9 protein-coding genes are annotated in these 6,336 nt (G+C 64.8%); 5 read left to right on the top strand and 4 right to left on the bottom strand.

The features are described from left to right. Positions 1-108: 108 nt before the first annotated feature. Genes pqqC through pqqE form a run of 3 tightly spaced genes read left to right on the top strand, consistent with a single transcriptional unit; the run spans position 109 to position 2,214 of the window. The gene (gene pqqC / locus WBB85_RS20050) at positions 109-840 is read left to right on the top strand and encodes a pyrroloquinoline-quinone synthase PqqC (protein WP_432640361.1); all 732 of its coding nucleotides are present in this window, start codon (positions 109-111) and stop codon (positions 838-840) included. Further along, positions 837-1,115: a pyrroloquinoline quinone biosynthesis peptide chaperone PqqD gene (pqqD, locus tag WBB85_RS20055; protein WP_432640354.1), complete on the top strand. Its 279-nt coding sequence runs from the start codon at positions 837-839 to the stop codon at positions 1,113-1,115. Before pqqC ends, pqqD begins: the two co-directional genes overlap by 4 nt. Beyond that, the gene (gene pqqE / locus WBB85_RS20060; protein ID WP_432640355.1) at positions 1,108-2,214 is read left to right on the top strand and encodes a pyrroloquinoline quinone biosynthesis protein PqqE; all 1,107 of its coding nucleotides are present in this window, start codon (positions 1,108-1,110) and stop codon (positions 2,212-2,214) included. The genes pqqD and pqqE overlap by 8 nt, the downstream gene beginning before the upstream one ends. A gap of 8 nt (positions 2,215-2,222) precedes the next feature. On the opposite strand, the gene WBB85_RS20065 is transcribed toward pqqE, so the two are convergent. Together WBB85_RS20065 and WBB85_RS20070 are read right to left on the bottom strand one after the other, a co-directional pair. Next, the gene (locus tag WBB85_RS20065) at positions 2,223-2,678 is read right to left on the bottom strand and encodes a methylated-DNA--[protein]-cysteine S-methyltransferase (protein WP_432640362.1); all 456 of its coding nucleotides are present in this window, start codon (positions 2,676-2,678) and stop codon (positions 2,223-2,225) included. Beyond that, positions 2,678-3,550, bottom strand: a complete 873-nt coding sequence (locus WBB85_RS20070) for a LysR family transcriptional regulator (protein WP_432640356.1) — start codon at positions 3,548-3,550, stop codon at positions 2,678-2,680. The genes WBB85_RS20065 and WBB85_RS20070 overlap by 1 nt, the downstream gene beginning before the upstream one ends. 96 nt (positions 3,551-3,646) lie before the next feature. On the opposite strand from WBB85_RS20070, the gene WBB85_RS20075 reads away from it, so the two are divergent. Further along, a complete protein-coding gene (locus WBB85_RS20075) occupies positions 3,647-3,859 on the top strand; it encodes a hypothetical protein (protein ID WP_432640357.1) in 213 nt (70 codons plus the stop codon). Positions 3,860-3,871: 12 nt separating this feature from the next. Here WBB85_RS20075 and WBB85_RS20080 read toward each other — a convergent pair whose 3' ends face one another. After that, on the bottom strand, positions 3,872-4,465 hold the full coding sequence (locus WBB85_RS20080) for an NAD(P)H-dependent oxidoreductase (RefSeq protein ID WP_432640358.1): 594 nt from the start codon (positions 4,463-4,465) through the stop codon (positions 3,872-3,874). Between the two features lie 99 nt (positions 4,466-4,564). On the opposite strand from WBB85_RS20080, the gene WBB85_RS20085 reads away from it, so the two are divergent. Next, on the top strand, positions 4,565-5,161 hold the full coding sequence (locus tag WBB85_RS20085; protein ID WP_432640359.1) for a TetR/AcrR family transcriptional regulator: 597 nt from the start codon (positions 4,565-4,567) through the stop codon (positions 5,159-5,161). A gap of 57 nt (positions 5,162-5,218) precedes the next feature. On the opposite strand, the gene WBB85_RS20090 is transcribed toward WBB85_RS20085, so the two are convergent. Further along, positions 5,219-6,336: class I tRNA ligase family protein (locus WBB85_RS20090; protein WP_432640360.1), on the bottom strand; the 1,118-nt coding region annotated here is incomplete at its 5' end.

The following is a 6,336-nucleotide window of genomic DNA, read 5'->3' on the forward strand; positions in this document are numbered from 1 at the left end:
CAACAATACCAACCCCGCGCTGCAGCCGGGTGGGTCAGAGGCAAAGGCAGTGACGGATGCGGGCTGGACCATCGCCCGGGATGGAATGGAGTTTCGGCTATGAACGAGATGACGACCCGCACCGCATTCGAGGCCCGTCTCCGCAAGATCGGCGATGAGCGCTATCACGACCGCCATCCGTTCCACACGCTCCTGCATTCGGGCGGCTGCAACATCAATCAGGTCCGCGCCTGGGTGGTGAACCGTTATTATTACCAAAGCCGCATCCCGATGAAGGACGCAGCTTTCCTCAGCCGGGTCGAGGACCCCGCCCTGCGCCGAAGCTGGCGGTCGCGGATCGAGGATCACGACGGCACCGACACGCGCGAAGGCGGCATCGCCCGCTGGCTGAAACTGGCCGCCGCCGTGGGACTCGACCCTGATTATGTCGCCTCGGCAAAGGGCGTCCTGCCTGCCACCCGCTTCGCGGTCGATGCCTATGTGCGCTATGTGCGCGATGAGCCGATGCTGAAGGCGGTCGCCTCGTCTCTCACCGAACTTTTCGCACCAAAAATCCATGCCGACCGGATCGCGGGGCTTCTGGAGCATTACGATTTCGCCAGCCCCGAGGCGATCAGCTATTTCCGCCACCGGCTGGACGAGGCCCCGAAGGACGTACAGTTCGGGCTTGGCTGGGTGCTCGACCATGCCGTAACCCCGGCCGATCAGGACGCGGCGGCGGCGGCGCTGACCTTCAAGACCGATGTCCTCTGGTCCCAGCTTGATGCGCTCTATTCGGCCTATGTGGCACCGGGCCGTATCCCGCCCGGCGCCTGGCAGCCTGGCGAGGGGCTGGCATGACCCCCGCCGCGATCCCCACCCTGCCGCGCGGCGTACGGCTGCACCATGACCGGGTGCGCCGGGCCGAGGTGCTGCTGGGGCCCGAAACAGCGCTGATGCTGGACCAGATCGGTGCGGTGATCCTGAAAGAGATCGATGGCAGCCGCTCTGTGGCCCGGATCACAGGCGATCTGGCGGCGCGGTTCGGTGCCCCCGAAGATCAGGTCAGCGCGGATGTGGCGGAGTTCCTGCAAGACCTCGCTGACAAACGGCTGGTGGATCTGACCGATGGCTGAGCCGCGCGCCCTACCCCCCATCGCGATGCTGGCGGAACTGACGCATCGCTGTCCGCTGGCCTGCCCCTATTGCTCCAACCCTTTGGAACTGATGGTGAAAGAGACCGAGTTATCAACCGATATATGGGCACGGGCCTTCCGCGAGGCGGCCGAAATTGGCGTCTTGCAACTGCACCTCTCGGGCGGCGAACCGGCCTCGCGCCGCGATCTGGAGGATCTGGTGCGCCACGCGCGTGAGGCGGGACTTTACACCAACCTCATCACCTCGGGCATCGGCCTGACCCGGGCGCGGCTGGAAGCGCTGGTGGCGGCCGGGCTCGACCATATCCAGCTTTCGGTGCAGGGCGTGCGGTCCGAGATTGCCGACCGGATCGGTGGCTACAAGGGCGGGTTCGACCGCAAGATGGAACTTGCAGGACATATCGCCGATCTCGGCATCCCGCTGACGCTGAACGCGGTGATGCACCGGCACAATCTGAATGACCTGCCCGCGACGATCGACCTTGCGCTGACGCTCGGCGCAAGGCGGATCGAGGTGGCCTGCGTGCAGTTTCAGGGCTGGGCGCTGAAAAACCGCGCCGCCCTGCAGCCTTCGCGCGATCAGGTCGATCAGGCAAAGCGCATCGTGGCCGAGGCCCGCACGCGCCATGCCGGACGGCTGGTCATCGACTTCGTGCCGCCGGATTATTACGCCGACTTCCCAAAGGCCTGCATGGGCGGCTGGGGCTCCACCGGCCTCAACATCGTGCCCGACGGGACGGTCCTGCCCTGCCACGCGGCGCAGACGATCCCGGGGCTGGTGTTCCAGAACGTGGCCACGACGGCGCTGAAGGACATCTGGTATCGCGGCCCCGCTTTCGCGGCCTTCCGGGGCACCGACTGGATGCCGGACCTGTGCCAGACCTGCGACCGGCGCGACGTCGATTTCGGCGGCTGCCGCTGTCAGGCGATGGCGGTGCTTGGCGATCCGGCGGCGACCGATCCGGTCTGCCGCAAATCCCCCGGCCGCGCCCGGCTTGATGCGCTTCTGGCAGAGGAAACGTCATCTGAAACGGCGGAGTTCACCTATCGCCGCCTGCCACGGCCGGTCCCGGCCTGATCGCGCAGTCAGATCAGCAGGGATGCAGCCCCTTCATGTTTCAGCAGCGCCACCTTGGCCTCCACCCCGCCCGGCGCTGAAAACCCGCCCAAACCGGACGCGCCGAGGATACGGTGACAGGGGACGATGACCGGGATCGGATTGGCCCCGCAGGCCTGACCTATGGCCTGGGCCGGCACACCGAGCGCCTTGGCCAGATCACCATAGGTCCGCGTTTCACCCAAAGGGATCGCACACATCGCGCGTTGTACATCGCCCGTCAGGCCGGGAGAGAAGGCAATCGGCAGGTCGAATGCCTCGCGCTTCTGGTCGAAATACAAGGCCAACTGGCGGCAAGCCTCATCAAGCAGGGCTGAATCACCATCATCCGGCGCATCCCCACCCCAGTCGAGCCGCGTGATCGCCCCACCCTCTTCGGTCAGGACCATCCGGCCAAGCGGGCTGTCGAACGCCTTCCTTTGCATCATGCCGTACCTCCTGCCGGTCCGAACGCCCTGCGGATCATCGCCGCCAGCTCCTCGATCGCGGGCGAGCTGCCGCGCGGGTTACGATAGAGCACGACGCGGGCGGAATCGATGGGCGGGAAGCCCTCGGCAGGTGTGAGTTCCCGGCAGCCGTCCGGGATCGTGCTGCGCGACAGGGCGACCACTGCAAGGCCAGACCGAACGGCCGAAAAGAATCCGCCGACCGTATCGCATTCAAATGCCACCCTATGCTCCAGCCCGTGCCGCTCCAGCGACGGGATCATATGCTGGGCACACCACTCCGAGTTGAAATAGGTCGCAATCGGCAAGGGGTGCTGCAAATGCTGCTCATGGCGATCAGATGTGACCCAGACCGATTGCTCAACCCCCAGAACCTCTCCCCGTGTCTTTCCGCTGCGCCATTCGAACACAACAGCGAGGTCGAGATCGCCCGCCTGCATCGCTGCCATCTGCGGTTCGGAATAGTCGAGCCGCACCGCCACTTCGACTTCCGGATAAGCGCGGGCAAAACCGGCCAGAACGCCGGGCAGGATGGTTTCGCTGTAATCCTGCGGAATGCCGATCCGGACCGGCCCATTCAGCGGACGGGAGCGGAGCGCGGTAGCCGCCTCCTCGATCAGCCCGGTGATGCGGCGGGCATAGGGCAGAAGCTGTTGCCCGCGCGCCGTCAGCACCACGCCGCGCGGCAACCGGTTGAACAATTTCTGGCCAAGGCTTTCCTCCAGCCGGGCGATCTGCATCGAGACCGCCGATTGTGTGCGCCCCAGCCGGTCCGCGGCACTGGTGACGCTGCCCGCCTCGGCGATGGCAAGGAAACTGCGCAGAAGATCGCTGTCGGGCGGCTGGATCATGGTATCAATCTATCTGATACCAATCATAATATCTATTCGTTTGTTTGATTTAACTCCACGCCCCACAATCGGGTGCCAGACAGGAGGGAGGCAAGCATGTCCAGCCACACGACCACCCCGGCCCACCGGACCACCCTTCTGCGATGGACCGATCGCCTCCTGCGCCTGCTGGCCCGTTGGCGCGCCTCCCGCGTGGGGCGCGCGCGGGTCCGCGCCCTTCTGACTCGGCCTGATGACCATCTGATCGACGATATCGGGGAAACACGGGATCGGTTGCGCGAACGCTTCGGCCTCTGGGACGGGGCGTGACGCCCCGCTCCTTCATGCAGCCCGCGCGCCCAGACCTTCCACCTCCCGCGCCCAGCGTCCCACGGCTCCTTCGCCCGGCTGGCTTGCACCCGCAAACCAGGTGAACCGCGCGGGGCGGATGCCGACAAATCCAAGGACCTGGCTGCGCAACTGATGGATCAGCGCATTGCGATATCTCAGCCGCTGGAACCAGCCGGGCGTATCCGAGGTCACGATGACCCGCGCGCTGCGCCCGGTCAGAAGCGGCGCGGGCATGCCGATGCTGTTGGTGACGCGGGTGTCAAAGGTCGTTCCGGGCAGGAAGGTGCGATCGATCAGCCCCTTGAGTTTGGCCGGCAGGCTGCCCCACCACATCGGCATCGCCAGAACGAAGTGGTCGGACCATGACAGATCCTGCATCACGGTCTCCAGGACCGGCTCCAGCGGCTTCCACTCCCTGAAGCTGCCCTGACCAAAATCGGCATCGAACTCCATGGCGCTCAGATGGGCCATCCTGACCTCGTGACCGGCAGCCCGCGCAGCCTTTGCATAGGCCTCGGCAAAGCTGCGCGACAGCGAGGTCGCGGCGGGGTGTCCGTCGAGGATGAAGATCCGTTTTGCCTGCATGATTCTTTCCCAAAATTGACCGCGGTCATATTTATGAACAAAAATGACCATGGTCAATATTAAATTTGACCACGGTCAATTCATGCGCTAGACAGCCTCATGGCACGGGCTGTCCAGAAGCGAACCCTTGAGACCCGCGCGCGACTGATCGCGGCGGCCGAAGAGGTGATTGCCGAGGCGGGATACGAGGCGATGCGGGTCGAGGAAGTGGTGCAGCGCGCGGGCGTCGCAAAGGGCACGTTCTTCGCCCATTTCCGCGACAAGGAGGCGCTGCTCGAACGTCTGATCGGCACCCGGGGCGATGCCCAGCTTGACCGGATCGAAGCCCTGCCCCCCCCTGCCGACATACCGGCGATCATCGCGGCACTGAACCCGCTGATCGCCGAGATGACCTCCGAACGCTATGTCTTTGACCTGATCCTGCGCTATTCGGGTGCCGCCAGCAGGGCCGAGACCGGCCCCATCGCCCAGACCTTCGCCCGTACCGATGAAGTGCTCAGCCAATGGCTTGCGCTTGGCCCCTTCCGCAAGGATGTCACGCCCGCACTGCTCTCATCCGGGGTGCAAGCCTTCCTGATGCATGTGACCGCGCTGCATTTCTGCGAGCTCTATCACGAGCAGACGTTGCAGGAGATGCTGACGGAACTTCTGGAAGCGTGGCTGCTGCCCGGCGGAACAGGGGCCAAAGCGGGGTAAGCAGGCCCGACATGTCGCGCCCACCCGGTTTCTTTTAAAAGGCAGCCAAGGCCAGTCTCAGCCCAACACCGCGTCGCAGCGGGCGCAGGTGCCAGCGTGGCCATGCGATCCGACATCGGGCAGGATCTTCCAGCAGCGCTGGCATTTCTCGCCCTCGGCTGTCTCAAAGACCACGCCGACGCCCGGCACTTCGGGCAGGCGGAAGGCCTCATTCGGGGCCGGGTCGCCGGTCAGGCTGATGGCGGAGGTGATGCAGATATCGGCGAAGGGCACCGACCGCAGCGCTTTCAGCACCTCGGCATCCTCGACATGCACCACCGGTGCCGCCTCAAGGCTGGCGCCGATCACCTTGGCCGTGCGCTGCACCTCCAAAGCTGCCGTCACCACCCGGCGGACGCGGCGGATGCTGTCCCATTTCTGGGCCAAGGGCTCATCCAGCCAGTCGCCGGGCGTTTCGGGCATATCCTCCAGATGGACCGATCCGGCATCACCCGGAAAGCGCGAGAGCCAGACATCCTCCATCGTGAAGACAAGGATCGGGGCCAGCCAGGTGGTCAGCCGGTGGAAGAGGATATCGAGCACCGTGCGCGAAGCGCGGCGGGTCGGGCTGTCCTCTCCATCGCAATAAAGCACGTCCTTGCGGATGTCGAAATAGACCGCCGAGAGGTCCACCGTCGCGAAGGTGAAGAGGGTCTGGAACACGCCCTGAAAGTCGTATTTCGCATAACCCTTGCGCACGGTATGGTCGAGTTCGGCCAGCCGGTGCAGCACCCAGCGTTCCAGTTCCGGCATGTCGGCGGGCGCGACCTTTTCGGCCTCAGAAAACCCGGCGAGGTTGCCCAGCAGGAAGCGCATCGTATTGCGCAGCCGGCGATAGCTGTCCGCCGTCCCCTTCAGGATCTCCTTCCCGATGCGCAGGTCGACCGTGTAATCCGACTGCGCCACCCAGAGCCGCAGGATATCCGCACCGTATTCGTCGATCACCTCTTGCGGGGCGACGGTATTACCGAGCGATTTGGACATCTTCATGCCCTTTTCGTCGAGCGTGAAGCCATGGGTCAGCACACCGTGATAGGGCGCGCGGCCCTTGGTGCCGCAGGCTTGCGGCATCGAGGAATGGAACCAGCCGCGATGCTGTTCGGTGCCTTCAAGGTAAAGATCGGCAATGCCGTCCT

This window comes from Albidovulum sp. (genome assembly GCF_049646345.1).
GTDB lineage: Bacteria > Pseudomonadota > Alphaproteobacteria > Rhodobacterales > Rhodobacteraceae > Albidovulum.